Origin of the sequence: Hungatella sp. SL.1.14 (genome assembly GCF_024460495.1) — a bacterium.
GTDB lineage: Bacteria > Bacillota > Clostridia > Lachnospirales > Lachnospiraceae > Hungatella > Hungatella hathewayi.
In genome coordinates, this window is record NZ_JANFYJ010000169.1 from 1 (window position 1) to 391 (window position 391).

Sequence of the window (391 nt, forward strand, 5' to 3'; positions counted from 1 at the left end):
ATCGTCTCTACCCATGCCTCTAATTTGACCGGAAATATGGTGGATATCGGGTGGATTGGACGCTTCTGCAGAGAAAAAAAAACTCCTTTATGTCGTGGATGCTTCTCAGACCGCAGGCGTGTTCGACATTAATATGGAAGAAATGAAGATAGATGTTCTCTGCTTCACCGGACACAAAGGTCTTCTGGGACACCAGGGGACGGGAGGAATCTGTGTGCGCGAGGGCATTGCCGTGAGGCCTCTCATCGTGGGCGGAAGCGGCGTCCACAGCTACTCAAAGACCCATCCGGCGGATATGCCGGCGGCTTTGGAGGCGGGAACTCTAAATGGTCATGGAATTGCAGGACTTTATGCGGCCTAGTGCTACATCCGGGAAACGGGCATGGATCAG

At 52.9% G+C, this 391-nt stretch carries 1 pseudogene; it reads left to right on the plus strand.

From position 1 onward, the window contains the following. Positions 1-358, plus strand: a pseudogene (locus NE473_RS30520) (aminotransferase class V-fold PLP-dependent enzyme); the annotation flags it as partial. Positions 359-391 lie beyond the last annotated feature (33 nt).